Below are 23,822 nucleotides of genomic sequence, written 5' to 3' on the forward strand. Positions count from 1 at the left end.
CACAGGAAGGCCGGACCGCCAGGTCCGGATTCAGGAAGGCCGGGCGGGCACCCGCCCGGCCTTCCGTCTGCGCTCCGCCTGAGATCCAGCCGTCCAGGGCGTCGATGACGACGGTCACGAGACCCGGCACCACGAGTGGCAGATGCCAGTGCCGGAGGCGGTCATGCCGTCTCATCCGGCGCGGAGACAGAAGGGGTGCCCGGCGGGGCTGGCGTAGACCCGGGAGCCTGTGGCCGGTGAAACAGCATCGTCGCTTTCGGGGCTGAGACGACGGGCCCCGGCAGAGACCGCCAGATGGTCCGCGGCCTCCAGATCGTCGACCGCCAGATCGACGTGCATCTGCTGTGAACGGCCGCCGGGCCACTGCGGTGGAAGATGCTCTGGAGCCAGCTGGATCACGAACGCCGGAAACCCGTCGATCCGGAGAAAATGATGAGTCCGCGTCCGGGTGATGGCGCCGCCCAGCAACTGATGCCAGAAGGCACTCTCGGGCTCCAGCTCGGCAGCCTCCAGGAGCACCGCACTCAGGGTGAATTTCATGACGTCCTCACTTCGAGATTCGTGGTCGTACGAGGCGGGGGTGGGCCTCGAGGACTGCCGGCAGTGATCGGTCACACCGCCGGGATGATGCCTCCGTCGACCCGGAATTCGGCACCGGTGAGCCACTTCGCGCGCGGTGAAGCGAGGAAGGCGATCATCTCCGCGACGTCCTCGGGCTCGCCCGGCCGCCCCATCGGCACGTTCAAATGGTCCACAATCTGCTGTTTGACCTCCTCCAGCCCGGTGCCCTGGGTGTCCGCGATTCTCTGTAGGTGCTCCGTCGACCCCTCCGTGACGACGAAACCCGGCAGGACGCACACCACGCGCACGCCGTGCTTGCCCACGGCGGTGGCCAGCTCACGGCTGTAGACGTTGAGGGCCGCCTTCGCCGCCGCGTACGGCGCCTCGGACGGCTGCGGCACCCGGCTGGCAATCGACGAGACATGCACGACCACGCCGGAGCCCCGCTCCACCATCCCCGGCACCAGTACCCGGTCCAGGCGCACCGCGCTGAGCAGATTCATGTCGAGTTCGGAGCGCCAGGATTCGTCGGAACGCCGCAGCGTCGGCACCGCGCCGGTCGTCGCGCCCGCGTTGTTGACCAGCACATCCACCCCGCCGACAGCGTCGATCACTCGTCGGCCGAGTACCGCCACGCCCTGCTCGGTCGCAAGATCCGCGGGGATGAACGTCGCCGGGAAGCCTTCCGGGGGCGCGCTGCGTGAGGCGGTCAGCACCTTCGCGCCGGCATCGGCGAAACGGCGCGCGGTGGCCGCCCCCAGGCCGCGGCTTCCGCCGGTGACCAGCACGCGCAAGCCGCGGAGACCCTCTTCTGGTACTGCCATGACTACTGCTCCTTAAGTAAGGTGAACCGGACTCCGGAAACTATACTGAACCCGGTTCACCTTAAGGAGCACCTGTTGCCATCGTCACGACCGCTGCGTGCCGACGCCCGGCGCAACCGGGACGCCCTCCTCGCCGCGGCACGCGATGCATTCCTCGCCGGCGAGGCCGACGCGCACGTCGAGGACATCGCCCGGCGGGCCGGCGTCGCTGTGGGCACGCTGTACCGTCACTTCGAAACGCGTGAGGCCCTCGTCGAGGAGGTCTATCGGCAAGAGGTCGCCGAACTGTGCGCCGCGCCACCGGCACTCCTGGAACAGCACGCCCCGGACGAGGCCCTGCGGCAATTCCTGCTCCTGCTCGTGGAGCATGCTGCGATCGGCAAAGGAATGGCCGCCGCGCTTGCGAGCATCATGGCGACAGACTCGCCGGTCTTCGTCGACGCGCGCGCACAGATGGCCGCCTGTCTCGACCGCTTGCTCGCCGCAGGCTCCGGGGCAGGCACGATCCGTGCCGACGTCGACGGCAAGACTCTCCTGCGCGCTATGGGAGGCGTCTGCAACCTGCGCGCCACGGAAGGCTGGCGTGAGGACGCCGCACGGATAACCGCACTCCTCTTCGACGGCCTGCGATGCCGCGCCGACATCACGAGGGCCTGACATGCTCGGGGTTCCGTGAAGTCGGCGTGGTTCGGCACCAGCCCCGGAGCCTTCGACGATCACCCACTCTGGCCCAGGCACGTAGCGTTGCGACGACTCCTTCCAGGCCAGGTTGTCGCCTTTCCGCGATTGCTACTGGGGCCCCTGAGGCTCGTTGAACGGGGTGAGGCCGGGAACGGTCATACTCGCCGGCCATCTTCCCGCTGGTCGCCCGGGGAGACCGCATCGCCGCCCGGGTCGGAGAGGGTCCAGCTCGCGAGAAGGTCAAGGGCGCGTTTCGAGGATGAGCCGGCTTCTGCGGTGTAGACGAAGAGCGTCATATCCGGGTCTCCGGGCAGGGAGAGCGTCTCGTAGTCGACGGTCAGTTCACCGACGAGAGGGTGACGCAGCCGCTTCGAGCCGTGAGTGCGCTGGTGGACGCGGTGCTGGTCCCACCAGTGGGCGAACTCGCGGCTGTGCTCGCGCAGGTCGGCGATGAGGGCGGCGGTGGCCTGGTCGTCCGGGTCGCGGCCGGCGTCGAGCCGCAGGCTCTCGACCGCGGCCCGCGCCTGGACCTCCCAGTCGACGAACAGCGATCGGGCGTCGTCGTCGAGGAACATCCACCGCGCGTAGTTGCGGTGCCGGGGCGGCAGCCGTTCGAAGTCGGTGAACAGCGCTTTCGCCATCTGGTTGGCGGCGAGGACGTCGGTGCGGCGGCCGAGGACGAGGGCGGGCTCGCCGTCGAGGGCGTCGACGAGCTGGTAGAGCCCGGGCCGCACGCGCTGGACACCGCGGGCCCGTCGCCGTACGGGTGCCGCGGTGATTCCGATGAGGTCGTGCAGATGCGCGCGTCCCGCGTCGTCGAGCCCGAGGGCCCGGCCGATGGCCTCGACGACCGCCGGTGACGGGGTGATGCGCCGGCCCTGTTCGAGGCGGGCGTAGTAGTCGGTCGAGACTCCGGCCAGGAGGGCGACCTCCTCGCGGCGCAGGCCCGGGACCCGCCGTACGCGGCCGTCCGGGGGCAGGCCGGCCCGTGACGGATCGACCTGGCTCCGGGCCCGTCTCAGGAAGTCAGCGAGTTCACGGTTGGTCTCGGCCACGAGACCCAGTCTCTCTCCTGCCGTCCGATCCTGACTGGTCCTGTGCGTCCTAGGTCGCACAGTGCGCGGTCGCGCAGGGCGCGATATGGCCCCCCACAGAGGGTCGTGCCGAACCAGGCTGGTGCCGTGCCGGTCGCGGGGCTCCCCGGCCGGCGCCACGGCCACATCCGACAAGCAGAGCATTCGACAAGCAGGGGATGATCATGAGCTTTCCGACAGATCGACCGGCCGTCTGGTTCGTGACCGGCACCTCCCGCGGCCTGGGCCTCGAACTGGTCAAGCAGCTGCTGGCGCGTGGTGACCGCGTGGCCGCCACGACACGGTCGTCCGAGCGGCTGCTCGCCGCGCTCGGCGACGGGATCGACCCGTCGCGCCTTCTCCCGCTCACGGTCGACCTCCGCGACGAGGCGGCGGTCAGGCGGGCCGTGGGGGAGACCACCGAGCGCTGGGGAGGCCTGGACGTCGTCGTCAACAACGCCGGCTACGGCTTCCTGGCCGCGGTGGAGGAGACCGGCGACCGCGAGGTCCGCGACATGCTCGACGTCCAGGTCGTGGGCGTGTGGAACGTGCTGCGCGCCGCCCTGCCCATCCTCCGCGAGCGACGCGGCGGCCACATCGTCAACGTGTCCTCGATCCTGGGCCTGACCGCCGTCCCGGGCTGGGCTCTCTACTGCGCGGGCAAGTTCGCACTGGAAGGGCTGAGCGAGGCCCTCGCCGCCGAGGTGGCGGACTTCGGCGTCACGGTCACCATCGTCGAGCCCGGCTACTTCCGGACGGAGTTCCTCACCGAGGACTCGCTCGCCCTGCCCGCCGAGACGACCGCGCACTATCCGGCCATCCGTGAGATGACCCTCGACCACATCGAACTCCAGGGCAGCCAGCTCGGCGACCCGGTCAAGGGCGCCGGGGCGATCATCGGCCGGGTCCTGGCCGGGGAGGGCCCGCTGCGGCAGCTCCTCGGCTCGGACGCCCACTCCTACGCCGCGGCCAAGGTCGAGGCCCTGCGGGCGAACGTCGAGGCCACCGCGCTCAGCGCGCCCGCCACCGACTTCCCCGCCGCCTGAACGATCAGTATCCGCGGTATCCGCTGCCGGTCTTCATGCCCACCACACCGGGGACGGCCGAGACCGAGCCGTAGCGCGCGACGGCATAGCGGACGCCCGCGATGATGTTGTCCACCGGGTTCCAGATGTCCTTGTGCCCCGGCAGGGACCAGCGGTCGAACGTGGGGTCGATGGTCTGCATCAGCCCCTTCGAGGGGGTTCCCGCGGCCGCGTTCGAGTCCCAGTTGTTGATCGCGTGCGGGTTCCCGCCCGACTCGTGCCGGATGATCATCCAGATGTCGTCCCGGTTCATCTTCCCGGCGGGGTAGCCCTGGGCCGTGAGGATCTCGATGGCCTGCTCGATCCACTCCTTGACCTGGCCAGTGGGTGCGGGCCCGCCGCCGGCCGGCGGCGGGCCGCTCGGGCCGTAGCCGCCGAAGCCGCCGCTCCCGCCCGAGCCGCTCACGCCGCTCAGGCCGGTCCGGCCGTACGAGGCGTACGTCGGGTGCGCCGCGTCACCGGGGGCCCCCGTGTAGCCGGGGGTGCGCCGCCAGTCGACCGTGTGCCCGTGCCGGGGCACGAACTCCTGCTTGCCCGGGTCCGGGATCTTGGCGAAGGTGAGCGCGCCGTCGCGGTAGTCGGCGCCCAGGTGGGAGCCCAGCGTCTTCGTGGCGTCGCCGACGGCCGTGGTCACCTGCTCCAGGTGCGGCCGGGCGTCCTCGACGCCCCGGGAGACGATGCCCCGCAGCCCGTTCTCGAGCTCCTTGTCCGTGGCATCCTGGTTTCGGCCCCGGTAGGCCGCCGCCTCGGCGACCACGTCGGCGCAGATGCCGTCGATCTTCGACTTGGCGCTCTCCAGCGCGGTGGCGACCTTCTCCAGCGCGCCCGCGCACGCGACCAGGGCGTCGTGGAGGCCGTCGGCCGCCTTGCCGTATTTGTTCATGTACCCGACGAAGGCATCGGCGGAGCGGCCCTGCCACGCGGCGTCCACGGTGCGCACGGCCCGGCCCACGCCGCCTACGTAGTCCTGCGCGTCGCGCGCCGCGCCGCGCCACTTCCCGGCGATGTCGCGGATGTCGCCGGGATCGCCGCTCACCTTCTGCGCCATGGCGGCCAGCTCGGCGCCACCCGGCAGGTCAGCGACGCCGCTCATGCCACCCCCTCGCCTGGCGGCTCGGGGTGTCGTCGTGCCGGAGGCGCGCAGGTAACCCAGCAGCGAAACGCACTGTGCTTACCGATTCGCTCGCTCCGCTCGCTCATGCCACCCCCTCGCCTGGCGGCTCGGGGTCGCATGAGCGAAACGCACTGTGCTTACCGATTCGCTCGCTCCGCTCGCTCATACCTGCATCGAGGTGGACGTGGCCTTGTGGGCCGTCCTGACGTTGTCCTGCACGCTCTCCAGCGCCCGCTCCACGCCCTTCAGCTTGGTCCTCGCGTCGGCCGCTTCCGCGGTCAGCGCGGCGTAGGCCGTGTCGACGGCCGCCGCCAGCGTCGCCGCGCCGTCCACGTGCCCGAAGGCGGCCGCCCGGGTGCCGGGCGTCTCGGGCAGGCCGCCGTGCAGGCTCTCGTACTGGCCCCAGGCCTTGCTCACCGCCGTACGGCAGCTTTCGAGCGCTTGGAAGTGGATGTCGAAACCGGCCACGTACCGCTCCTCTCCGCCTGTCACTCTTCCCCGGGAGGAGGCAGGAACGCGGTCTGGGCGAGCCGCGCGCCGAACCTCCTGTCGACGTGGTAGCCCCGGCCGGGTGGCAGCGGATGCGCCCGGACGTTGCCGAACAGGTAGCCCTCGTCCTTGTTGCCGGACAGGATGACGGCGGGGCTGGCCATGTCCTTCAGCTTCTGGATGACCGGGTCGTACATGGCCCGGCCGGCGCCGCCCATCTGGCGCGACAGGACCAGGTGCAGCCCGATGTCCCGCGCCTGCGGCAACAGGTCCACCAGAGGCAGCAGCGGGTTGGACGAGGTGGCGACCAGGTCGTAGTCGTCCACGACGATGTAGACGTCCGAACCCTGCCACCAGCTCCTGTCCCGCAGTTGCTCGGGCGTGAGGTCCGCCGGAGGCAGCCGCTTGAGCAGGGCCCCGCGCACGTTGTTGATCAGCTCCTGGGCGGCGGTGCTCGACGCCGCGTAGCCGATGCGGTGGGCGGTCGCGGCCGAGTCGAGCAGCGACCTGCGGTAGTCGATGACGATCATCATCGCCTCGTGCGGCTGCCGCCTGGCCACCAGCCCCTCGGCGACGAGCCGCAGCAGGTTCGACTTGCCGCTCTCGGTGTCGCCCAGGACGACGAAGTGCGGGTCGGCGTCGAAGTCGAGCAGCACGTTCGAGAGCGTCGCCTCGTCGATGCCGATCGGAATCTTCGGTCCCGTCTCGTCGAGGCCGGGCAGCGAGGCCGCGGGCAGCACCGGCGGCAGCAGCCGGATCGCCGGCGCGGGCGGCCCCTGCCAGGCGTCCCTGACCGCGTGCACCAGCCCGCGGACGCCCGCGGCGAGGTCCTCGGAGCTCTGCACGCCGTCGATGCGCGGCAGCGCGGACAGGAAGTGCAACCCCTCCTTGGTGAGGCCGCGTCCCGGCATGCCCTCGGGGACCGCCAGCGACGCCTTCCTGTTCACCTCGGACTCGTAGGCGTCGCCGAGCTTGAGCTCGACCCTGGTGCCGAACAGGTCGCGGATGCTCGCCCGGAACTCCGACCACTTGTTGGTGGCCGCCACCACGTGGATGCCGTATCCGAGGCCACGGGCGGCGATGTCGGTGACGACGGGTTCGAGCGACTCGAACTCCTGCCTGAGCGTCAGCCAGCCGTCCACCACCAGGAACACGTCGCCCCAGCCGTCGCCGTCGCGGCCGGACTCGGCCCGCATCCGCCGGTAGGCCGCGACGGACTCGATGCCGTGCTCGGCGAAGTCCGCCTCACGCCGCTCGAGGATCGTGGAGATCTCGGCGACCGTACGGCGGACGCGGTCGGCGTCGAGGCGGCTCGCGACGCCGCCCACGTGCGGCAGCGCCTCCAGCGAGGCCAGGGAGCCGCCGCCGAAGTCCAGGCAGTAGAACTGCACCTCGCGCGGCGTGTGCATGAGGGCCATGCTCGTGATCAGCGTCCGCAGCACCGTGCTCTTGCCGCTCTGCGTGCCGCCCGCGACGCCGACGTGGCCCGCGCCTCCCGACAGGTCCAGCCAGTAGGGGTCGCGGCGCTGCTCGAACGGCCGGTCGACGATGCCGACGACCGCGTGGAGCATCCCCCGGCCGCCCCAGCTCGCGGTGGTGAGGCCGAGTTCGGGGGTGACGGACAGCGGCGGCAGCAGGTGGGCCAGCGTCGGCGGCTCGGCCAGCGGGGGCAGCCAGATCCGGTGCGCCGGCGGGCCGTGGCCGGTGAGCCGGCCGACCACGACGTCGAGCAGGCTGTGCCGCGAGCCGCCGGGCTCCTCCGCGGGCGCCAGCTCCCTGGGCGTCTCTGTCACCTCCACGGGCGCGAAGGCGGTGCCGTACTCCACCACGTCGCGCACCGGGCGGCCGGCCTCGCCGGGCGCGGACCGCGCGGGGTCGGCGTGGTGGGGCCCGGACACGTAGGCCGCCTTGAACCGGGTCATCCCCGTGGTGTCGTACTTCAGGTAGCCGTTGCCCGGCGCCGGCGGCAGCTCGTAGGCGTCGGCGACGCCGAGCACGACCCGGCTCTCCATGGCCGAGAACGTGCGCAGGCCGATCCGGTACGACAGGTGGGTGTCGAGACCCCGCAGCCGGCCCTCCTCCAGGCGCTGGGAGGCCAGCAGGAGGTGCACGCCGAGCGAGCGGCCGAGCCGCCCGATCATCACGAACAGGTCGATGAACTCGGGCTTGGCGGTGAGCAGCTCGCTGAACTCGTCGATCACGACGAACAGGGTCGGCATCGGCTTGAGATCCGCGCCCTGCTCCCTGGCCCGCTCGTAGTCGCGCAGCGAGGCGTAGTTGCCCGCGGCGCGCAGCAGCTCCTGGCGGCGCACCATCTCGCCGTGCAGCGCGTCGTGCATGCGGTCGACGAGCGGCAGCTCGTCCTCCAGGTTGGTGATGACCGCCGACACGTGGGAGAGGGACTCCAGGCCGAGGAACGTGGCGCCGCCCTTGAAGTCGACCAGCACGAAGTTCAGGATCTCGGAGGAGTGCGTGATGGCCAGACCGAGCACCAGCGTGCGCAGCAGCTCGCTCTTGCCGGAGCCGGTCGCCCCGATGACCAGGCCGTGCGGCCCCATGCCGCCCTGCGCCGACTCCTTGATGTCGAGCTCGACCACCCGTCCGTCCGCGCCCAGGCCGATCGGCACCCGCAGCCGGTTGCGTCCGGCGCGGGGCTGCCAGATCACCGCGGGATCGAGATGGACGGGGTCGCCCACGCCGAGCAGGTCGGTGAGCGAGGTGTTGACGCCGAGCACGTCCTGCGCCTCGCCCTGGGCGCCGGCGGAGGCGCGCAGCGGCGCGAGCTGCCGGGCCAGCCCCTCCGCCTGGGCATGGCCGAGGCTGTCGGGGTCGCCGAGCCGGTTGCTCGACCGCCGTCCCGCGTGGTCGATCTTGACCATGTGGAAGCCGTCGGGCTGGACGTCCAGCCGGAGCGTGATCGCCTCGGGGGCCGGCCCGGTCACGCCGGACAGGTCGATCACGGTCACGCCCTGGATGGCGTCGGAGCCGAGCTGGCTGTCGTGCGGCACGTGCCCGCCGTCCACGATCACCACGTGGTACGGCAGGGCGTCGGCGGAGGCGCCGGGCCGGAACCTGGCCCGCTCCCTGAGCTCCTCCCCGACCAGCGCGTCGAGGTGGGCGAGGTTCTCCGCCATGAGCCTGACCTGGCCCGCGGCGTCGGCCTGCTCGGGGTGCAGGGCGTGCGGCAGCCACTTCACCCACTCCCAGTGGGGCATCCACTCCTTGCTCGCGCAGATCATGATCCGCATGTCGTCGGGGGAGTGGAAGACGACGAGCTGCGCGATCACGGCCCGAACCAGCTCGCGCATCGCGGTGGGGTCGCCGGTGAGGTGGATGCGGGCGAAGGAGTGCAGGGCGACCGCGACGGGCAGCTCCGACACCGTGGCGTGCGCCCGGACGAACCGGCGCAGCGCTCCGGCCGACAGGGCGTCGAGGTCCTCCACCGGCTTGGTGTCCGGCGGGACGAGCTGGATGGCCAGCTTCTGCACGCCGGTGCCGAGCCGTACGGTCGCGAAGTCGTCGTCGCGCGGCCTGCGCTCCCACAGGCGCGGTCCCATCGCGATCCACCACAGCGAGTCGGGCGGCGGCCCGCTCCACTCCAGCGCCTCCCGCTGCTGCACGGCGGCCCTGCGGACCTTCCTGCGAATCTGGCCCAGGTAGCGGAAGTAGTCGCGGCGCAGCCCGTTGAGCCGGTTCCTGCGCTCACCGGCGTTGCGTCCGAGCTGGCCGACGCTCATGCCGACCATGGAGACGGCGAACAGCCCGCTGGCCACGTACATGAGGGGGTTGCCGTTGCCGCCCGCCGTGAACATCAGCGCCATCGCGGCGCCGCCGGCCAGCATCGGCACGTACGTGAGCATGGACATCAGACCCTGCGGCTGGACCTCGGGAATCTCCGGTGGGGATTCCAGGAGGATCTCGCCACGGGGTGGTTTGGGGCCCGGGCGGCGTTCGGGACGCGAGACCACGACAATGCTCATCTGACTGACTTTTCTACCAGGTTTGCCGATATTTTCGGGCTGTCAGAGAGATCTTCGGGAGAGGATTCCCGCTGTGTCATCGCCGGCCCCCCTTCACATCCAGCAGGGTGTCGTCCAGCAGGGCATGGTTCAACATGGCCCGGTTCAGCAGGGCGCGTTGCCGCAGGCGACCGTGCCGCTGCCACCCCTGTGCCACGTCACCGTGGTCGCCCCGCGCAGGAAGGCGGACCTCGCGCTGCCGTCGGACATCCCGTTGCCGCACGTCATGCCCGGACTGCTCCGGGCGGTAGGCGAGGCGGGAGGCGACGCGGCCGCGGCCCCCGGCTGGGTGCTCCAGCGCCTCGGCGGCCCGCCGCTCGACCTCGGCCAGAGCCTGGGCGCGCTGGGCGTCCTGGACGGGGAGGTCCTCTACCTGCGCCCGCGCGACGCGGTGCTGCCGCCCGCGGTGTACGACGACGTGGCCGACGTCGTCGCCACCGGGACCAAGGAAGGCGGCGGCAGGTGGGAGCCGCGGCACACGAGGCTGCTCGGCATGGGCGTGGCCGCCGGGCTGCTCGCGCTCGGCGCCGTCGTCCTCGCGCTGGCGGCGGCCCCGCCGCGGCTCACCGCCGGAGTGGCCGGAGCCGTCGCGGTGCTGCTCCTCGCCGCCGGGGCCGTGGTGTCCAGGGCCGTCGGCCGGCCCACCGCCGGCGCCCTCGTCGGCTACGCGGCCCTGCCGCACGGCTTCCTCGCCGGGCTGTTCACGCCCGGCGCGTCGGGCGCCGTGCTGGTCCTCGGGGCGCCCAACCTGCTGGCCGGGCTCGCGTACACCGCGCTGGTGGCGACCGTCGGCGGTGTGCTGATCGCCGACGGCGTGGCGGGCTTCCTCGGCGTCGCGGTCGCGTCCGTCGCGGGGGCCGTCGGAGCCGGGTGCGTGATGGTGTTCGGGGGATCGGGCGCCGGGGCGGCGGCCGTGGTCGCGACGGCACTGCTGGCGCTGAGCCCGCTCATCCCCACGCTGTCGTTCCGGATGGCCAGGGTGCCGCTGCCGCCGCTGCCCACCAGCGCCGAGGAGCTGCGCAGCGACAACCAGCGGATCGACGGCCCGCTGGTGCTCCAGCGGACCGCGCAGGCCCACCGGTACGCCACCGGCATGGTCATCGCGATCGCGCTCGCCGGTGTCGCGGGGGAGCTGCTGCTCGTCCAGCACGGCGGCTGGGTCGCCCGCGTGACGGCGGCGACGCTGGCGCTGGCGCTGGCCATGCGCGCGAGGGTCTTCGCGGGGGTCGCCCAGCGGCTGTGGATGGTCCTCGCCGCCGCGGCCGGGGCCGCCGCCCTGGCGTTCGCGCTGGGCACGGGCGCCGACGCCGTCGCCGAGGTGGCCGTGACGATCGGGGTGCTGTGGACGGCCCTGCTCGTGCTCGGCCTCGGTCTCTGGCTGCCCACGGGCAGGCCCTCGCCGTTCTGGGGGCGGGCGGCCGACATCCTCGACGCGCTGCTGATCGTCGCGCTGGTCCCGCTCACGCTGGGCGTGCTCGACCTGTACACCTGGGTGCGCGGCCTGTCCGGCTGACCCCTCGGGTCGCATGACGGCATCTCCCGAATGCGCTGGTCGCCGGTGGCCTCCCGCCGGAGGTCACGCGGCCGGCCGCACGGGCAGCAGCGCGGGGCGCTTGGCGGTGCGACCGTCGCCGGACGACCTGCCGAGGAGGCGCCGCACCAGCCACGGGCCGAGGAACGTGCCCGCCCAGCGCAACTCGGCGCCCAGAATCCGCCACCCGGCCGGATCCACCGGGGGATGCAGGGGCAGCGTCCAGCCGTCGTCGCTGCCGGGCAGGCCGAGCGCGTGGGCCACGGCCGCGGCGATGCGCTCGTGGCCGAGCGGACTCGCGTGCAGCCGGTCGGAGCTCCACAGCCGGGGGTCGGTGCAGACGGCGTGGGGCGCGGTCTCGGCGACCACGACCCCATGCCGTGCCGCCGCCGCCCGGATGCGGTCGTTGAGTTCGAACACCCGCGACCGGAGCGGCCGGGCGATCGGCGCGATCTTCCCGACGTCCGGGAACGTGAGGGTCGCGACGCGGGCCCCTGCGGCCGTGAGACCGGCGAACATCGCCTCCAGGTGCCCGGCCACCTCGGCGGCGTCGAAGCGGGGCCTGATCAGGTCGTTGACGCCGGCGACGACCGTGACCAGATGGGGGCGCAGTGCCAGGGCCGGCGCGAGCTGCTCGTCTCGCACCTCCCCGGCGAGTCGCCCGCGCACCGCCAGGTTGGCGTACGTGACCTCCGGGTCCACGGTCGTGAGCCGCTCGGCGAGCCGGTCGGCCCAGCCCCGCGGGTGGGCGGGGTCGCCGTCGCCGAGTCCTTCGGTCTGGCTGTCGCCGAGGGCGACGTAACGCAGGCGCTCACCGCTCGGCATGGGCCACCTCCGAGTTCCGGGGGGCCCGCGTGGTCCCCTCTCCTGTCACGGCCGCGGTTCCTTCGCCCGGCCCGGCCGCGCTCCTTTCCCGCAGGATCGCCGCGGTCCGCAGGCACCAGTCGCGGTTGCCCTCCTCGAAGGCCAGACCGCGCAGGCAGGTCAGATACGGCCCCACGCGCCCGCCCGTGCGGAGGAACTCCTCCTCGCCCAGGCCGCCGCGCATCTTCCGGAGGATCCGCCGGAACAGGTCGATCTTGGCCTCGGCCATGGCGGCCCTCTCCTCGACCTGCCGGATCAGCGGCCCGGCGTCGACGTGGTCGGCCGCCTGCACCTTGACGAGCAGGTCGTCGCGGATGAACGACGGCTTCGACGCGGCCGCCGCGAACCGCTCCAGCTCGGTGAGCCCGGCGTCCGTGACGTGGAAGAGGCGCTTGGTGGGCCGGGTCTCCTGGACCACCTGCCGCCCCGCGACCAGCCCCTCCCTCTCCAGCCTGGCCAGCTCGGCGTACAGCTGCTGGGGCAGGGCGTGCCAGAAGTTCGCCACACCGACGTCGAACGCCTTGGCCAGCTGGTAGCCGCTGAGCTCCCCGTCGAGCAGCGCCGCGAGGACGGCGTGCCGTAAGGCCATGGAACCGCTCCCTCCGCTCCTTGATAGTCAAGAATATGACTATTCAGAAAATTGAGCATCAGGAGGCCCTTGAAGCGGGTCCACGCGAGCCCTCCATGATTCGGTGAGGAGTCGCCGAGGAGGGGCGGTGTTCCCGGTCAGAGCCGATCGGCGCCTTCGGGCGACGCCCGCTCGTCGAACATGCGGCGGGCGTCGCCGAGGAGGGCGGCCACGTGCGGCACCCCGGCGGCCTCCAGCCCGCCGCGCAGCATCTCCTCCTTCGCCGCCTCCGCGGCCGCCTCGGCCCGCCGTACGGCCTTCAGGACGGCCTCGGCGAGCGCGCGGCTGTCGAGCCTGCGCATGCTGAGCGGGTGGATGTCGACGGCGCGAAGCGTGCCGACGGCGTCGACGGTCGCCGTGATCCGGCCCTCGTCGGCCCTGCCGGTGTACTCCCGCGTGCTCCACTCGGTCGCGAGCTCGTCCATCCAGGCGGCCGCGGCCGTCAGCCGCTCCATGCGCGCCCGGAGCTCGCGCATCTCGTCCACGGTCACTCCTCCCGCAGCAGGGCCTGGACGTACGGGGCGAGAGGGTCGCCGGGCGCGGGCGATTCGGCGAACTCCTCCATGGCCCTCGCCAGCCGCTCGCCCGTCGCGCCCCGCGCGGCGCCGATCGCGCCCTGGATCGCGGCGGACATCGCGACGTGGTCGAGGTCGCGCATCGCCCGCGGGTCGATGGTCAGCCCGAGCAGGAGGCCCGCTCCGGACACCCGGGCCACCACGGCGCCCGTGGCGTCGGTCCCCTCGACCACCTCCTCGTTCAGCCCGTGGAGCAGGTCGGCGAGCGCGCCGACACGGCCCTGGACCTCCCGCACCAGGCCGGCGACGTCGCCTTCCCTGCCCTCGTGGAACGCGGCCGTGTTCTTCATTCGGGGTCCTTGCTCGCCGGCTGCCAGTAGTCGAGAACGTGTGCGCGGTCCGCCACGGCGGGGGTGAGCGTGAGGTCGCGGCGACCCCGCGCCGGGTCGCCTCCCTCGAAGAAGGCGGCCTGCAGGTCGTTGAGCTTCTGCTCCGCCTTGTTGAGGTCGCCCTCGGAGGCCATGTAGATGTCGGCGAACTGCTTGACGAGGTTGCCCAGCGCGCTGGCGAACACGCCCACCTGCGATATCAGCGCGACCCGCCCGGCCGGGTGCGCGCTCATCGCCGCCAGCGTACGGAGGATCGGCGCCGTGGCCGCGTAGAGGCCGAACACCGACAGGTCGTACTCCAGGACCTCCTTGAACTGGCTGTGCATCGCGCTGCTCATCTCGCCGGTGACCCCGTGGAGCTTCTCGTACAGGACCGTGGTGTTGAAGCGGACCCGCCGCCCGAGCAGGTCCGCCGCGTGGCCCTTCCAGTTGGGGCTGACGTCCTGGAAGTAGGAGAACCAGATGTCGGACCTGCCGCTCTCAAGCCGGCCTCCCATCTCCTTCCAGAGCTCCCGGCGGTCGTAGAAGAGGAAGGGGTTGCCGAGGTTCAGCGTGGCCGCCACGTCCAGGGCGAGGGCCGCGACTCCCAGCCCGGACATGGCCGCCGCGGTACGCGTCTGCTGCCGCAGCGGGTTCAACCCCTTGACCAGGTTCTTGAAGAAGCCGGGATCGGTACGGGTGGCGGCCGAGGCGGCGGCCGTGTCGGCCGTCTCGGCCGGTGCCACGGAAACGGCTCGCTGGACGTTGCCGCTCGAGTCCGTGATGTAGAGCTCCTTGGGGCCCGCGGTGGGCCGGCCGGGAACGAACAGCTTGCCCGGCTCGCTGGGCGGGGTCGACATGCGGATCCTCTCAGACGCGCGTCTTCTGAATGGCCGCCTTGCCGGCCTTCTCCGCCGCCACGTAGTTGTCCGCGGCCCTGACCAGGGTCTCGCCGTCCCTGTGCAGGGCGTCGCCGAGGACTCCGGCGGCGTTCGACCAGGTTTCGGAGACGGAGTTGAACCGGTGGACGAAGGTGAGCCCGACGATGGGGACCCCGGCGAGCGGAGCGAGGTTCCAGCCCTGGAAACGGGGCGTGGCATCCCTCAGCCGCCGGACGCCGTCGGCGGAGCCGCCCACCGCGCCGGCGAACTTCCTGATGAAGCCCGTGGCCACCTCGTAGCCGGGCAGGTCGGACGAGCCGCCGCTCGGGCCACCGCTCTGGCCGACGGAGGGCGTGGCCGTCGTCGGCTTCGGGGTCTGAGGCGCGCCCGTCTGCCGTACGCGCAGCGAGTCGGGCAGGCAGGGGCCGGGCGGCGGGCAGGGCGGGGTGTGCGGGCACGGGCTGACCATCGAGGGCACGGACGGAGCCGGGGAGGCGGAGGCCGTCGGTGTCGCCGTCGCCGTGGGCACCCCGCCGGATGACCCCGTGGAGGGTGCCGCGGAGGTGGGATCGGACGTCGGCGGGGCGGTCGAGGCCGGCGGCACCGGGGAGGCCGACGGGCTCGGCGTCGCGCTCACCGAGCCGGTGGGCGACGCCGTCGCGGAGACCGCCGGTGACCGGCTTGGCGAGGGTTCACCGTATGACACGTGATCTTCCCTATCACCGGGCTCCGCGCCCCTACCATGCGCCGGGGTGACGTTTCCGCAGGTAGAAAGCGGAAATTAGGCGTATGTTCACTGACATGTAACGGGTGAGCCCGTAGACCCCGTATGTCTGCCTTGAATGCGTTAGCTTGCCGGTGTTCCGGAAATCGCGGGGAAAAGGGGCTCAAATGGCCGGCGGCGGATTCGACGACTTCGACATCGAGCGATTCAGGGAGCGGGCGGACGCCAGGATCGCGGCCGTCGAACAGCTCCAGAAAGCCCTCTCCTCGCTCGTGGGCCGGGCCAGGGACGAGGACGGCCTGGTCAACGTGGAGTTCTCCAGCCGGGGGCTGAGCGAGCTGGAGCTTCATCCCAAGGCGATGCGGCTGAGCTCGGGCGAACTGGCCGAACGGATCAAGGAGACGATGCGCGCCGCGTCCGACGACCTGTACCGGCAGATGAACCGGGCCATGGCCGAGGCACTCGGGGAGGAGGGCGACCAGACGAGGTTCCTGGACGACCCGGAGGCCGTGCTCGCCCAGGTCAGAGAGGCGGAGTCGGCCTTCGATCGGACGGCGGAGGACGTGCTCGGCGAGCTCGACCGCATCAGCGCCAGGCTCGGTCTCTGACCTCCCCGCCGGGCTAACCCAGCGGGGAGGCCGCCGCGCGGGGCCTCAGCCGATGCGGTCGGGGCTGATGGTGCTCGTCACCCGCCAGACGTCCGGCTCGGGATCGTAGATCTCCCGCTCGCGCTCCTCCTGGCCCTCCGACCCGGCCGCGCCTCCCGGGGCGTAGGGCATGAAGGAGGAGCCCGCGCCGGCCTGGCCGGGCCGCAGGCCGCCGAGGACGGACTCGCCCGCCTGGGCGCCGCCGACGCCGAATCCGGTCCCGAAACCGCCGCGCTGCCCGCCGTACGTGCCGATCACTCCGCCGGGCGGCAGTGTGGTGCCGGGCCCGACCGTCCCGACGGGCGTACGCACGTCGGGGGGAGCGCCGGTGAGCACGGACGGGCTCGTGCCGCCGGGGGCGGTGGTCATGGGGTGTGTGTTGGCCAGGCTGGTCCGGTCGTCGGCGCCGATCACGGGCGGAGCCGTGCCCTGCCCGTCGCCGGAGCCGTTCCCGCTGCCCGAGGAGCCGCCGGGATCCGTGGACTGCGGCGCCGTGCCGGGGTCGCCGGTTCCGCCGGACCCGTTCGAGCCGCCTGAGCCATCCGAACCGTTCGATCCATCCGAACCGTTCGAGCCGTTCGACCCGTCCGAACCGTTGGAGCCGTGCGAACCGCCGGACCCGTCCGAGCCGCCGGACCCCGAGTGGCCGCCGGTCGAACCCGAGCCGCCCGTGGTGGACCCCGAACCGGTGTCGCCGCCGTGCCACACTCCGCCGGGATGGGTCGTGGGCGCGTTCGTGCCGCCCGGGTGGATGCGCGGCGACTGGGTGAGGTCGATGGTCATCGGCTCGATGGCGGGCAGCTCGAAGGCCAGCCCGTCGGCGAAGGCGTTGTTCGCCTGCTGGATGTCCTCGTTGAGCTTGCGGAAGTGGTTACGCGCGGCCTCGTCCGCGTCGACGGGCGGGCTCCCCGTGGTGCCGCCCCCGGCGCCCTCGCCGCTCTTGTCCGTGGCGGCGGGGAAGTTGGCCTGCGCCTCCTTCACCACGCTCGCGTACCAGGACATGGCGGCCCCGCTGGACGCCATGGCGTCACCCAGCGCGCCCGCCGTGGCGTACAGCGCGCGCAGCGCCGACTGCACCTCGACCGCGGCCGGGCCGCGCCACACCTGGGAGAGCTCCTTGGCCGTCCTGCTCAGCGCGGCCTGGATGCCTGCCTCGGATGGGCCGTTGCCGCCGATCGTCCCGCCCACCAGGTCGGCGGCGTCGAGGAACGCCTGGCCGGCCCTGCTCACGTCGTCCGGCTTTGCGGCGTCGAGCTTCTGCTTGATCTGCTCCCGGGTCAGGTTGCCCGGGTCGAGACCGTACAGGGTCTCGTAGATCTTGATCAGCTCCCAGCCGGAGTCGGATCCCATCGCGGTCTATCTCCCTGCCCTCTGGCTCACGCGCTGCTGCTCTTGTGGCCTTTTTCGTAGTTGGCGACCGCCCGCTCGACGGCGGTGACCAGCGCCTCGACCCGGTCGATCAGCAGCTGGTACTTGCCGCTGAGCACTTCGTGGGCCTGTTCGGCGTTCAGCCCGAAGTATCTGGCCGTGTTCCACGGGCCGGCCTCGGCCGGGCCGACGTTGGTCAGGCCCTGGACCTCACCCGCGGTGCCCGGGCCGCTCCAGGTGGCGCTCATGCTCGCCGGAGCGCGACCGCGCAGGCTCCCGAGCTCTTCCCGCAGCCCCTTGAGGACCTGCAGGACCCGGGTGTGCTCGATGTACGGCCCGCCCGCCGCGCCGTCCGGGCTCCCGTCGAGACCCGGCCAGCCCTCGGGCAGGCGCAGCTTCGGCGGCGGTGATCCGCCGCCCGCGTCATGGGTCACGTCACACCTTTCTCGATCATGTCCTGTCGATGCGGGGGGAGGTGGTCGGCTGGTCGCTCATGAAGAAGTCCTCGTCCTCCAGCAACCAGGTGGTCCGCTCGCGTTCCTCGCCTTCCTCGCCCTTGCCCGCGCCGTGCGGCGCGACCGGCAGCATCGAGCCTCCGGCGGAGGGCCGCAGACCCGCCGCGTTCACGCCGGTGACGCCGCCGGCCCCGGACCCGCTGCCGCCGCCCGCTCCGGCTCCGTACCCGCCGTACCCGTTGGCGCCGAAGCCGGTGCCGTGGTTCGTGCCCGCCCCACCGCCGCCGAAGCCGCCGGGGCCGTCGAGCCGCGGGGTGTGGGCGGCCAGGCTGGTGCCCTGACCCGCGCCGTTCGGCCCGCCGCCGTTGCCGCCGAGGCCCGTCCCGTTCAGGCCCGCCCCGTTGAGTCCCGAGCCGTCGAGCCCGTTCAGGCCCGTCCCGTCCGATCCGCCGCCGTCGAGTCCGTTCCCGTTCGGCCCGTCGCCGCCCAGTCCCGACCCGGGTCCGTCACCGAGCCCGTACGGCGGGTAGCCGCCGTTCCCGCCGACGTCGAAGCCGGGCACGTTGGCCGTAGGGCCGGTCCCGAGGTCGCCGAGCGACCCGAGATTCCCCGGGCCGCCCACATCGGTGGAGACGTTCCCGCCCGGGAGGCTCCCCCCGGGGCCGGTGAACGGGTCGAACTTGGGCGGCGTCACGTCGAACTTCGGCACGTCGGTGTCGAGCGAGGCGGGGAACAGGTCGTTGGCGGCCTGCGTCGCCTGGGTGAGCTTCTTGAGATGCTCCTCGGCCGCCTTCATGTCCTTCTCCTCCTTCGACTCCCCGAAGAGGTTGAGGAAGGGACCGTCGCCGAAGACCGACCCGATCGCGCCGCCGATGCCGCCGACGATGAACCCGCCCACGCCGCCGATGACCGCGCCGGGGACCGCCCCGATGCCCGCGAAGGGAGACCCGGCGATCGCGCCGCCCGCGGCGCCGACCGCCCCGGCCTCCAGGGCCGCGTCGTACCAGTCGACGTCGCTCTTGGTGGGCTTCGGGACGTTCTCGCCCCGGAACTGGTTGAGCGAGCTGGCGTACACGTCCAGCGCGGGGACCACGCCGCCCGGTGTCGAGGGCGGTCCGGCGCGGCCGCCGGGGAGGGAGGTCTCCACGATCGCGTTCATCACCGCGACCGTGGAGCTCCTGAGCCGGCGGAGCTGCTCCTTGACCTGCTTGGCGTCGTCGCCCGTGGTCCAGTGCTTGTCGAGCGCGTCCAGATGCCTGTCGAGGGTGTCGACCACGGACTTCAGCTTCTCGTGCACACCCTTGAACTCACCCGACGCCGCTCTGATCAGCTCGGGGTCGGTCTTCCCGAGCGCGGTGCGCAGGGTGTCCAACATGACGACGCCCGGGTCGGACGCGTCGAACGCCGCCCTGATCGGCATCTTCCTCTCGGCCAAGACGCCTCCTTAACCGCTCCCCGTAAAACGGCTAGACCTCCGCCGTGCCGGCCTGCTGCACGCCCGCCTGCTCGCCGGCGTCGAGGTTCCTGATCGCCAGCTCCAGACGCTCGGCGGCGATGCCCAGGGTCGAGGCGATCTCCGCGTAGACGGCGGTGACCGCGCCCTCCGCACTGGTCAGACTCGTGTGGAAACCGATGGCCGCGGGCCAGAACCCGCCGACCGCGTCACGCTGCGAGATCAGCTTCTTCACCGCGCCGCCTTCGGCGAAGGCGACCGGCGTCACCTCGCGCTTGGACGCGCCCGGCGCCAGCAGTTCGAGCGCCTCCTCGAAGTCCTTGCGGGCGTTCCTGAGGGCCGTACGGCTGACCTCTACGCCTCCGGACATGCGTCACCCTCCCGTTCACGGCCGAGGACGGCGCCGGCGGAGAGATCGCCGGTGCCGCCGGCCGTACCGTCGGACGTCCGCTCTACTTGCCGTCGAACATGGCGGCGTTGATCCGCTCCACGTCCTGCATGTTCATGTTGGTGATGTTGATGTTCTTGGCCAGCAGGGACACGATGTCCGACAGGCCCTTGGCCTCCTGCTGCCAGATCCGCCTGGTCTGGTCGTAGGCGTCCTTGGCGCTGCCCTGCCAGATCGCGGTCTTGGTGTTGAGCTTGTTCTCGAGGTTCTCCAGCTCCGTGACCAGCCTGTTGAAGGCGTTCTGGAACTCGGTCTCGCCGGTGTCGAGACCGCTGAAGTTGACCTTTGTGATGTCGAAGTCCACCGTCGCGCTCTCCGTCCGTTACTGGTGGTCGTCTCGGGCTCAGCGGCTGTACGAGGCGGGCGGGGCCTGGTTGATGAGCGCCTCGATCTTGTTGATCTCGGCGGTCGCCTGCGCGTTGAACTCGGCGTAGTTCTTGTTGTTCGCCCTGATGCTCTCCGCGAGGGTCTGCAGGCTGCCCAGGATGACGTCCATGCGCTCGTGCCACAGCAGGTGCACCTTGTTGAACGCGTGGTGCGACTCACCCTGCCAGTGGACCTTGAGGTTCTCGCCGGCGCTGTCCAGGTAGCGCTGGATGCCGCGGATGTTCTCGGCCGCGTCGCCGATCCAGGTGATCGCCTCGTCCAGGTCGTGCCGGCTCACTTGGGCCTGGCTTGCGCCAGAGTGCGACATGGTCACCTCCACTGATCCTGTCGAATTCCCCCGACCAGGAGGGTCGGGTGATGACCCAAAAGTCACAGTAATGGATCAGTGGGGGGCTTGCCGGGGCTGTCCGAGATTAAGATTTTGTCACGTCTCTTGCGGTTTTGTCAGACGGCCGGTTAGGGGATTTGTACGATTTGCGAGCTTTGTGGTGACTCGGCCGTAAGTAGTTGAAAACGCAATCTGCCGGGAATCGGCTGGAGGGTGCTGTGACCGATACGAGTGGGGGCGCGACGAATCCTTTCGCCGGCCTCGCGACCTCGATGGGAGCGGGCGGCGCGGTGGACCCCCGCCTGAGCGATCCCGAGTTCAAGATGGACTACGGCGAGGTCACGAAGTTCGGCAACGACGTGGCCGGCCGGGGGCAGGTCCTGGCGGACACGAGTGGCCGGATCAAGAACATCCACCTTCCGATGCTGACCTTCGGCGTGATCGGCGGCGGCCTGAACGGCGTGCACAGCCAGCTGCGGAACCAGACGGCCGACGCGGTGGCGAAGGGTAAAGAGGTCCTGGAGTCCTGGAAGTCGGCACTCGACCAGGCCGTCGAGAACGCCAAGGAGGCCGAGAAGCAGAGCTCGGGCGGGACCGGCAAGGACGGCACGAAGGGCCCCGGGATCGACCCCAAGAGCCTGGGACTCGGCGGCGGTGGCTTGCCGAAGGCCGGGTCCGGCCTCGGCGACAACTGGAAACTGCCGAAGGACAAGCTGGGCACCGACCTCGACGACAGCCTGCGGCATCCGGACCTGCCTGACGGGAGCACCCTGCCCACTCCCGGTGGAAACGGCAACGGCCTCGACCCGAACGGCAACGGCCTGGGCGGCAGTGGTCTCGACCCGAACGGCACCGGGCTCGGCCGGACCGGCCTCGACGGGCTCGACCAGAACGGACTCAACACCCAGAACCCGACCGGCCCCGGCGGCACCGCTCTCTCGGCCTACAACCCGAACCCCGCGTCCGTCCCGACGGTCCCCAACCTCGGCACGACCGGATACGGCCCGGGCGACTACACCACGGGGAACTGGCCCGGCACCGGCGGCACCGGCGGCACGGGCACCGGCGGGTACGGCTCCGGCACCTCCGGCACGGGCGGAGCCGCCGGCTACGGGACCGCCGGCCGCGGCGGCGTGGGGACCGGCGGGATGGCCGGCATGCCGTACGCCCCGATGGCGGGCGCAGGTGCGGGGAGCAACGACGACGGCAAGGAACGCGCGCGGGGCCCGGCGGTGCCGGAGGACGAGAGCACCTGGTTCGGCGACGAGGACGTGGCGCCCCCCGTCCTCGGAATGCATGAGGAGATCTAGGCCATGGTGGACATCTGGAGCGCCCGGAGCAATTTCATCACCGGCGCCGGCCTGGCGGCCTCGGCCGCGATGCTTGAGCCGAGCGCGCTGTCGCTGGCGGGACTGCTCGCCACGATGATCTCCGATCCCGACTCCATGTCGCGGGGCGCGCGCGAGTGGCGCAACGAGGGCGGCGAGGACGGCCAGGCGCCCGCCGACATCGGGCAGCTGCGCAAGGATCTGCACGGACAGCTCACCGCGCTCGAGTCGAACGACCATCTGAAGGGGCGGATGCTGACCGCGGTCAAGCAGAAGTTCACCGAGCTGGACAGCCAGCTCGACGGGCTGGACAGGGGCATGAAGGGGGTCGGCGACAGCCTCGACTCCGCGGCTCAGCTCTATACGGTGGCGAGTTACATCTCGCTGTCGATCGGCGGGGCGGCGATGACGCTGGCGAGCGCCAGCGCCGCTTCCAGGGCCAACCCGCTCGCGATGGCCGCGATCCAGCCCGTTGTGACAGGGGCGATGGCCTCCCTGTCGAGGGTCGCGCAGAGAGTGTTCGCGGCCCTGGGAAAGGTGAGCTGGAAGGTCGCCGCCATCTTCACGGGAGTCACCTACCTCTTCGCCGGCACGCAGCACAAGCTCCCCGGCATGCAGGCCGTCACGATGCAGGCGCCCGACTTCACCAAGGCCAAGGTCGCCTTCGACGGGACCACCGGCGGTCTCACCGATCCCCTTCCCGATGTGGACGACATGCCGAAGACGCCGTCCTTCATGCCGCCGATGACCCTCTGATGGAGTGGGCCGCGAGCGTGTTCGAACGGCGGCTCGGGGCGGCGTACGAGGCGGGTGACCTCGGGGTCTGCCTGGGCATGCTCAGGGACACCGAGCTGGCGCTGCCCGCGCCGCCAGACGGCGACGCCGCCTGGCCGACGATCACCGCGCCCGACCGGGTGTGGCTGCCCGCCTACACGTCGGTCGAGGCGATGCGGGCGGCCACGGGACTGTCGCGGGTCAGGGTCACCTCGCTGGTCGAGCTGGCCGCCGGCTGGCCCGATCCCCGGTGGGGCCTCGCCGTCAACCCCGGCCTGCCGGTGCGCTTCCTGCTCGAACCGGGGACCGTCGCCAGGCTCGCGGTCCCCACCCTCGCCCAGGACCGCAGGGCGGAGCCCGAGCCCGCCCTGCCGGTCGTGCAGAAGCCGCTCACGCCGCACGACCTGCGGACCCATCTCGGCGAGGGGGAGTCGCGCGTCTCCGGCTACTGCCACCACGCCCTCGACGTCGCGCACGTGGCGACGCCGGCCGTGCTCGCCGACGCACTAGGCCGGGGCGCCGACGACGGTCTGATCAGCGGCGAGGGCTCACTGTTCCTGCTGCGGTGGCGCACGGCCGGGCTGAACCTCTACCGCACGCCATATGGCGGGACCGACGAGGCGGGCATGGCGGCGGTGGCGGGCTGGGTCATCGAGGAGCCGCCGTTCGTCGGCATGGGCCTCGCGCCGAACGTCGACTCCCTGGTCCGCGAGTACAAGGTGGACGCCGTGCGGCTGCCGCACGGCTCGGAGATCGTCGAGCTGACCGCAGCCGGGACCGAGGTCGTACGCGCGGTCTACGACGGCGACCTCGGCCGCTGGCTGCCCGGCGAGCACCCGGCGCAGGCCCCGGCGAGCTCCTACCGGGCGTGCTGGCGAGGAGCCGAGTATCCGGCGAATCCGGATCCGGGACACGACGGGCTGCTGATCCGGCTGCTCGGCGACGGGCCGGCCGACGGGTTCGAGGAGCGGGCTCCGGGCCGCTTCGTTCGGTCGGTGCCCGCCGAGGAGTGCGAGGCCGTCTTCCACGTCACGCGGATGTGCGAGTGGCACGGCGCCCCCTGTCTCGTACGGGACGAGCGCGAAGGCGAGTTGCTGCTCGAATACACCGGCGGGCGGCTGCCGGTCGCGCGGGCGCTCGGCATGGAGCGGATCGAGCGGGGCGTCCACCGGCGCTGGGTGGCCCGCGCCGAGGTGAGCGGGCTACATGAGCACGCCGAGCCCCTCGACCTGGGGATCGACGATCTAGCCTGATTCCGGGACGACTCGGATCGAAGG

At 71.9% G+C, this 23,822-nt stretch carries 26 protein-coding genes; 8 read left to right on the forward strand and 18 right to left on the reverse strand.

Going from position 1 to position 23,822, the window contains the following annotated elements; all coding sequences use genetic code 11:
* Nucleotides 1-171: 171 nt before the first annotated feature.
* Both HHX35_RS10355 and HHX35_RS10360 read right to left on the reverse strand, forming a co-directional pair.
* Entirely contained in the window at nucleotides 172-540 is a 369-nt protein-coding gene (locus HHX35_RS10355) for a VOC family protein (protein ID WP_182898631.1), read from the reverse strand.
* A gap of 71 nt (nucleotides 541-611) precedes the next feature.
* A complete protein-coding gene (locus HHX35_RS10360; protein WP_182898632.1) occupies nucleotides 612-1,385 on the reverse strand; it encodes an oxidoreductase in 774 nt (257 codons plus the stop codon).
* Nucleotides 1,386-1,460: 75 nt separating this feature from the next.
* On the opposite strand from HHX35_RS10360, the gene HHX35_RS10365 reads away from it, so the two are divergent.
* A complete protein-coding gene (locus tag HHX35_RS10365; RefSeq protein WP_182898633.1) occupies nucleotides 1,461-2,042 on the forward strand; it encodes a TetR/AcrR family transcriptional regulator in 582 nt (193 codons plus the stop codon).
* A 179-nt stretch (nucleotides 2,043-2,221) separates the two neighbouring features.
* Here HHX35_RS10365 and HHX35_RS10370 read toward each other — a convergent pair whose 3' ends face one another.
* Entirely contained in the window at nucleotides 2,222-3,121 is a 900-nt protein-coding gene (locus HHX35_RS10370) for a helix-turn-helix domain-containing protein (protein WP_182898634.1), read from the reverse strand.
* A 203-nt stretch (nucleotides 3,122-3,324) separates the two neighbouring features.
* Between HHX35_RS10370 and HHX35_RS10375 the strand changes: the two genes are divergently transcribed.
* Entirely contained in the window at nucleotides 3,325-4,185 is an 861-nt protein-coding gene (locus HHX35_RS10375; RefSeq protein ID WP_182898635.1) for an SDR family NAD(P)-dependent oxidoreductase, read from the forward strand.
* A gap of 4 nt (nucleotides 4,186-4,189) precedes the next feature.
* On the opposite strand, the gene HHX35_RS10380 is transcribed toward HHX35_RS10375, so the two are convergent.
* The 3 genes from HHX35_RS10380 to eccCa form a co-directional block, all read right to left on the reverse strand.
* Entirely contained in the window at nucleotides 4,190-5,317 is a 1,128-nt protein-coding gene (locus HHX35_RS10380; protein ID WP_182898636.1) for a WXG100 family type VII secretion target, read from the reverse strand.
* 183 nt (nucleotides 5,318-5,500) lie between these two features.
* Nucleotides 5,501-5,806, reverse strand: a complete 306-nt coding sequence (locus HHX35_RS10385; RefSeq protein WP_182898637.1) for a hypothetical protein — start codon at nucleotides 5,804-5,806, stop codon at nucleotides 5,501-5,503.
* Nucleotides 5,807-5,826: 20 nt separating this feature from the next.
* The gene (gene eccCa, locus HHX35_RS10390) at nucleotides 5,827-9,807 is read right to left on the reverse strand and encodes a type VII secretion protein EccCa (protein ID WP_182898638.1); all 3,981 of its coding nucleotides are present in this window, start codon (nucleotides 9,805-9,807) and stop codon (nucleotides 5,827-5,829) included.
* A 124-nt stretch (nucleotides 9,808-9,931) separates the two neighbouring features.
* Here eccCa and eccD point away from each other — a divergent pair, with 124 nt between their 5' ends.
* Nucleotides 9,932-11,359, forward strand: a complete 1,428-nt coding sequence (gene eccD / locus HHX35_RS10395) for a type VII secretion integral membrane protein EccD (RefSeq protein ID WP_182898639.1) — start codon at nucleotides 9,932-9,934, stop codon at nucleotides 11,357-11,359.
* 63 nt (nucleotides 11,360-11,422) lie between these two features.
* On the opposite strand, the gene HHX35_RS10400 is transcribed toward eccD, so the two are convergent.
* The 6 genes from HHX35_RS10400 to HHX35_RS10425 all read right to left on the reverse strand — a co-directional run bounded on the left by HHX35_RS10400 (nucleotide 11,423) and on the right by HHX35_RS10425 (nucleotide 15,102).
* The gene (locus HHX35_RS10400; protein ID WP_182898640.1) at nucleotides 11,423-12,202 is read right to left on the reverse strand and encodes an SGNH/GDSL hydrolase family protein; all 780 of its coding nucleotides are present in this window, start codon (nucleotides 12,200-12,202) and stop codon (nucleotides 11,423-11,425) included.
* On the reverse strand, nucleotides 12,189-12,830 hold the full coding sequence (locus HHX35_RS10405; protein WP_182898641.1) for a PadR family transcriptional regulator: 642 nt from the start codon (nucleotides 12,828-12,830) through the stop codon (nucleotides 12,189-12,191). The genes HHX35_RS10400 and HHX35_RS10405 overlap by 14 nt, the downstream gene beginning before the upstream one ends.
* A 137-nt stretch (nucleotides 12,831-12,967) precedes the next feature.
* On the reverse strand, nucleotides 12,968-13,345 hold the full coding sequence (locus HHX35_RS10410; protein ID WP_259404988.1) for a YbaB/EbfC family nucleoid-associated protein: 378 nt from the start codon (nucleotides 13,343-13,345) through the stop codon (nucleotides 12,968-12,970).
* An 11-nt stretch (nucleotides 13,346-13,356) separates the two neighbouring features.
* Nucleotides 13,357-13,734 (reverse strand): YbaB/EbfC family nucleoid-associated protein, encoded by a 378-nt coding sequence (locus HHX35_RS10415; protein WP_182898643.1) that lies wholly within the window; start codon nucleotides 13,732-13,734, stop codon nucleotides 13,357-13,359.
* Nucleotides 13,731-14,612, reverse strand: a complete 882-nt coding sequence (locus HHX35_RS10420) for a hypothetical protein (protein ID WP_182898644.1) — start codon at nucleotides 14,610-14,612, stop codon at nucleotides 13,731-13,733. The genes HHX35_RS10415 and HHX35_RS10420 overlap by 4 nt, the downstream gene beginning before the upstream one ends.
* Nucleotides 14,613-14,622: 10 nt before the next feature.
* Entirely contained in the window at nucleotides 14,623-15,102 is a 480-nt protein-coding gene (locus tag HHX35_RS10425; protein WP_182898645.1) for a hypothetical protein, read from the reverse strand.
* Between HHX35_RS10425 and HHX35_RS10430 the strand changes: the two genes are divergently transcribed.
* Both HHX35_RS10430 and HHX35_RS10435 read left to right on the forward strand, forming a co-directional pair.
* Entirely contained in the window at nucleotides 15,080-15,343 is a 264-nt protein-coding gene (locus HHX35_RS10430; RefSeq protein WP_182898646.1) for a hypothetical protein, read from the forward strand. The genes HHX35_RS10425 and HHX35_RS10430 overlap by 23 nt on opposite strands.
* A 181-nt stretch (nucleotides 15,344-15,524) precedes the next feature.
* A complete protein-coding gene (locus tag HHX35_RS10435) occupies nucleotides 15,525-15,965 on the forward strand; it encodes a YbaB/EbfC family DNA-binding protein (RefSeq protein WP_182898647.1) in 441 nt (146 codons plus the stop codon).
* A 45-nt stretch (nucleotides 15,966-16,010) separates the two neighbouring features.
* Here the strand turns inward: HHX35_RS10435 and HHX35_RS10440 are convergent, their stop codons facing one another.
* The 6 genes from HHX35_RS10440 to HHX35_RS10465 all read right to left on the reverse strand — a co-directional run bounded on the left by HHX35_RS10440 (nucleotide 16,011) and on the right by HHX35_RS10465 (nucleotide 20,422).
* Nucleotides 16,011-17,354: a hypothetical protein gene (locus tag HHX35_RS10440; protein WP_182898648.1), complete on the reverse strand. Its 1,344-nt coding sequence runs from the start codon at nucleotides 17,352-17,354 to the stop codon at nucleotides 16,011-16,013.
* A gap of 26 nt (nucleotides 17,355-17,380) precedes the next feature.
* Nucleotides 17,381-17,806 (reverse strand): hypothetical protein, encoded by a 426-nt coding sequence (locus HHX35_RS10445; protein ID WP_182898649.1) that lies wholly within the window; start codon nucleotides 17,804-17,806, stop codon nucleotides 17,381-17,383.
* Nucleotides 17,807-17,822: 16 nt separating this feature from the next.
* The gene (locus tag HHX35_RS10450) at nucleotides 17,823-19,262 is read right to left on the reverse strand and encodes a WXG100 family type VII secretion target (RefSeq protein WP_182898650.1); all 1,440 of its coding nucleotides are present in this window, start codon (nucleotides 19,260-19,262) and stop codon (nucleotides 17,823-17,825) included.
* Nucleotides 19,263-19,293: 31 nt separating this feature from the next.
* On the reverse strand, nucleotides 19,294-19,650 hold the full coding sequence (locus tag HHX35_RS10455; protein WP_182898651.1) for a hypothetical protein: 357 nt from the start codon (nucleotides 19,648-19,650) through the stop codon (nucleotides 19,294-19,296).
* A gap of 82 nt (nucleotides 19,651-19,732) precedes the next feature.
* On the reverse strand, nucleotides 19,733-20,032 hold the full coding sequence (locus HHX35_RS10460) for a WXG100 family type VII secretion target (RefSeq protein ID WP_139573466.1): 300 nt from the start codon (nucleotides 20,030-20,032) through the stop codon (nucleotides 19,733-19,735).
* 39 nt (nucleotides 20,033-20,071) lie between these two features.
* The gene (locus HHX35_RS10465; protein WP_182898652.1) at nucleotides 20,072-20,422 is read right to left on the reverse strand and encodes a WXG100 family type VII secretion target; all 351 of its coding nucleotides are present in this window, start codon (nucleotides 20,420-20,422) and stop codon (nucleotides 20,072-20,074) included.
* Nucleotides 20,423-20,661: 239 nt separating this feature from the next.
* Between HHX35_RS10465 and HHX35_RS10470 the strand changes: the two genes are divergently transcribed.
* Genes HHX35_RS10470 through HHX35_RS10480 form a run of 3 tightly spaced genes read left to right on the forward strand, consistent with a single transcriptional unit; the run spans nucleotide 20,662 to nucleotide 23,798 of the window.
* Entirely contained in the window at nucleotides 20,662-21,753 is a 1,092-nt protein-coding gene (locus HHX35_RS10470) for a hypothetical protein (RefSeq protein WP_182898653.1), read from the forward strand.
* 3 nt (nucleotides 21,754-21,756) lie between these two features.
* Nucleotides 21,757-22,527 carry a hypothetical protein gene (locus tag HHX35_RS10475; protein WP_182898654.1) on the forward strand — a complete coding sequence of 257 codons (771 nt, stop codon included), beginning with the start codon at nucleotides 21,757-21,759 and terminating at the stop codon, nucleotides 22,525-22,527.
* Nucleotides 22,527-23,798, forward strand: a complete 1,272-nt coding sequence (locus HHX35_RS10480; RefSeq protein WP_259404951.1) for an SseB family protein — start codon at nucleotides 22,527-22,529, stop codon at nucleotides 23,796-23,798. The genes HHX35_RS10475 and HHX35_RS10480 overlap by 1 nt, the downstream gene beginning before the upstream one ends.
* Nucleotides 23,799-23,822 lie beyond the last annotated feature (24 nt).

This window comes from Microbispora sp. H10830, from assembly GCF_014161375.1.
In the GTDB taxonomy this organism is placed as follows: Bacteria; Actinomycetota; Actinomycetes; order Streptosporangiales; family Streptosporangiaceae; genus Microbispora; species Microbispora catharanthi.